Origin of the sequence: Modestobacter altitudinis (assembly GCF_005930475.1) — a bacterium.
GTDB lineage: Bacteria > Actinomycetota > Actinomycetes > Mycobacteriales > Geodermatophilaceae > Modestobacter > Modestobacter altitudinis.
Genome location: NZ_SJEW01000136.1, coordinates 1 through 3,339 on the forward strand (window position 1 = coordinate 1; position 3,339 = coordinate 3,339).

Sequence of the window (3,339 nt, forward strand, 5' to 3'; positions counted from 1 at the left end):
GCCGGGGGGACGGCGGGAGGGCGCTGAGCCGCGCGCGATGCGCGCCGGGGCGCTCGGGACTGTGCTGCTCACGGTCAGGTGAACCGCACCCACCGGGCTCCTGTTCCCGATCGCCGGACCACTCGCCGACGCCGTCTCCTAGGCTGCTGCGCCGTGGCAGCGACCCCGGCGGTGCGGACCCTGGACCAGGCCCGGGTGGGCTACTCCCTGCACGAGTACGACCCGGCCGACGGTGCCGAGGGTCACGGGTACGGCGGGGTCGCCGTCGCCGCGCTGGGCGCGGATCCCGCCCAGGTGTTCAAGACCCTCGTCGCCCAGGTGGACGGCCGGCTGACCGTCGCGGTGGTGCCGGTGAGCGGCCAGCTGGACCTCAAGGCGCTGGCCGCCGCGGCCGGCGGACGGAAGGCGGCGATGGCCGACCCGGCCGACGCTGAGCGCAGCAGCGGCTACGTCCGGGGCGGCATCAGCCCCCTCGGCCAGCGCAAGGCGCTGCCCACCGTGGTCGACGAGAGCGCGCTGGGCTTCGCGACGGTGATGGTCAGCGCCGGGCGCCGCGGCCTGCAGGTCGAGCTCGCCCCTGCCGACCTGGTGCGGCTCACCCGGGCGACGACCGCGGCGATCGCCCGCTGAGGCCGGTCAGTCCGAGGGCTGGGCGTAGGGCGTCAGCAGCTGGTCGACCGGGGCGAAGTCGTCGGTGAGGACGGCGGCGTCGCCGATGAACGCGGTGAGCTCGGCGCCGCCGGCGACCTGCCAGGCCAGCCCACGCCCGGCCATCGCGGCGGTGATCGCGTCGACCGGGAGCGCCCGCTGCGAGGCGACGGCGACGACGTTCCCGCCGTCCTCGCCGGCCAGCACCGGCGCGCGGGCCAGCAGCAGCACCTCCGGGAAGACCTCCCGCAGGGTGGCCAGCTCGGCGCGCACGAAGGACAGCGGTGGGTGGTCGATGAGGTTGACCGCGTAGACGCCGTCGTCGGTGAGCGCGTCGTCGACCAGCTCCAGCGCCTCGACCGTGGTCAGCTGCCACGGCACCGACAGCCCGCCGAAGGCGTCGCCGACGACCAGGTCACGGGTACCGGTCTCCTCGGTCTGCAACCCGACCCGGGCGTCACCGACCCGCACCTGCAGCTCGGCGGAGGTCTGCAGTCCCAGCGCGTCGACGTCCAGCTCGACCACGCCGGGGTCGACCTCCAGCACCCGGCTGACCGTGCCGGGGCGGGCGTCGGCCAGGTAGCGGGGCAGGGTCAACCCGCCGCCGCCGACGTGCAGCGCCGACAGCGGCTCCCCGGCCGGCGCCTGTGCGTCGGTGACCGAGGCGATGGCCCGGACGTACTCGAACTCCAGGTGCCGCGGATCGGCCAGGTCGACGTAGGAGTGCCGGAGCGTGTCGAGCACGAGCACCCGGCCGTCGGCGCCGTCGGCCACGACCCGCGCGCAGTGGTAGGCGGTCTCCCGCTCGCACGGGGTGGGCGCCAGCGCGGCCAGCACCGGCGCACCCACGGCGAGGACCAGCAGACCGACCGGCAACCGGCCGGTCACCTCCGGAGCCCGGCGGCGGAGCAGCACGGCCAGCGCCAGCCCCGCCAGGACGACGACGACCCCGGTGCCCACCAGGATGACGCTGCTGGGCAGCAGCGCGACCAGCACGAAGCCGGTCGCGAAGGTGGCCACGATCCCGCCGAGCGTGCCGATGCCCGACAGCCGGCCGACCACCGACCCGGTCTCGGCCAGGCTGCCCAGCTGGAGGGCGACGACCATCGGCGGCACCGCGGACAGCAGCGCCGCCGGCACGATGACGGCCACCGCGGCCAGCACGAGCACGTTCCCCGCCGCGGCACCGGTGAGCAGCGCACCCGCGAAGCGGACCAGCGGCAGCACCGCGACGACCAGCGCCCCGCCGGCGACGAGCAGGGGCGCGAGCAGCCGGCGCGGGTCGGTGCGGTCGGCGACCGCGCCACCGGCCCAGGCACCGAGGGCGATCGCAGCGAGGGCGAACCCGATGACTGCCGTGCTGGTCTGCAGGGTGATGCCGACGTAGGGGGCTATCAGCCGCAGGCCGACCACCTCCAGCACCAGCACCGACCCCGAGGCGAGGAAGGTGACCGACGCGGCCGTCCAGTCCGGCAGTGCCCGGGAGCCGGCTGCCGGCCCGGGCGGGGTCGCGCTCAGAACAGCGCCGGCTGGTCGGCCGGGGCGCTGACGGACTCCTGCCGCGCGGTGAGCTGCGCGCCGTTGTTCGCCACGTTGCCCACCGCCGACCCCACCGGGCGGATCTCCAGCCGCTCGACGAACTCCGGCGGGGTGGGCTGGGCGACCTCGGTGACGTCCTCCCGGGACGGGTCGAGCCAGCCGGCCCAGCGATCAGGCGGCAGCACCAGCGGCATCCGCGGGTGCACCTCGGTGAGCGCGCCGACCGCGGGGGCGGTGACGACGGTGCAGGTGTAGAGCCGGTCCTCGCCGCGGCCCCACACCTCCCAGAGCCCGGCGAAGGCCAGGCCCGACCCGTCCTCCGGCGTCACGAAGTACGGCTGCTTGCCGGGGGCGTCTTGCTTCGGCGCCCACTCGTACCAGCCATCGGCCGGGACCAGGCACCGCCGGGTGGCCGCCGCGGTGCGGAAGGCCGGCTTCTCGGTCAGCGACTCCACCCGGGCGTTGAGCATCCGGTTGCCGATCGACACGTCCTTGGCCCAGGAGGGCACCAGCCCCCAGCGCACGGCCCGCAGCTCACGGTGCCCGCCGCCGGTCAGCGCGCCCTCGGCGTCCCGCTCCTTCTTGTGCCGGACCACGTAGACGTCCTTGGTCGGCGCGACGTTGTAGTCCGCGGGGAGCGGTGCCTGCCCCTCGGCGGCGACCGCCTCGAACTCGACGACCAGGTCCTCCGGACGGCGGCTGGCGGCGTAGCGACCACACACGGCGATCTCCTCCCGGACGGACGACAGACCTGAGCTTAGAAGGGCGGGGGTTCGTCGTCCGTTGTCGGCGGCGGCTCTGCTGCTTCGGGTGGTGGTCGCAGCCTGGTGGTCGGGTCGTCCTGGCGACTCCCGAGGGGGTGGTCACCTGGAGGACCCCGTCGTCGGTCATGGTGAACCGCCAGCCGGGGGCGAAGGTCTTGAGCCGGTGGTGGGAGCGGCACAGGCAGCAGAGGTTGGCGCAGTCGGTGGCTCCGCCGCAGGCGGCGCTGGTGACGTGGTCGAGGTCGGCCCAGCCGACGCGTTGCCCGCAGTTGGGGAAGCGGCACCGCCGGTCCCGCGTGGTGGTGAAGGCGCGTTGCCGGGCCATGGGTTGGTAGGCGCCGGTGGGTGGGGGTGGCCCGGTGATCGGGCAGTCGCACGGTGTCTCGGG

At 75.3% G+C, this 3,339-nt stretch carries 3 protein-coding genes and 1 pseudogene; 1 reads left to right on the forward strand and 3 read right to left on the reverse strand.

Annotated elements, in window-relative coordinates:
* Positions 1-153 precede the first annotated feature (153 nt).
* Entirely contained in the window at positions 154-630 is a 477-nt protein-coding gene (gene ybaK, locus FHL79_RS24700; protein WP_138761197.1) for a Cys-tRNA(Pro) deacylase, read from the forward strand.
* Between the two features lie 6 nt (positions 631-636).
* Here the strand turns inward: ybaK and FHL79_RS24705 are convergent, their stop codons facing one another.
* The 3 genes and pseudogenes from FHL79_RS24705 to FHL79_RS26040 all read right to left on the reverse strand — a co-directional run.
* Positions 637-2,076: a fused MFS/spermidine synthase gene (locus FHL79_RS24705; RefSeq protein ID WP_246081224.1), complete on the reverse strand. Its 1,440-nt coding sequence runs from the start codon at positions 2,074-2,076 to the stop codon at positions 637-639.
* An 86-nt stretch (positions 2,077-2,162) separates the two neighbouring features.
* Positions 2,163-2,909 carry an SOS response-associated peptidase gene (locus FHL79_RS24710; protein ID WP_138761199.1) on the reverse strand — a complete coding sequence of 249 codons (747 nt, stop codon included), beginning with the start codon at positions 2,907-2,909 and terminating at the stop codon, positions 2,163-2,165.
* A gap of 35 nt (positions 2,910-2,944) precedes the next feature.
* Positions 2,945-3,339: pseudogene (locus FHL79_RS26040) on the reverse strand (HNH endonuclease signature motif containing protein); the annotation flags it as partial.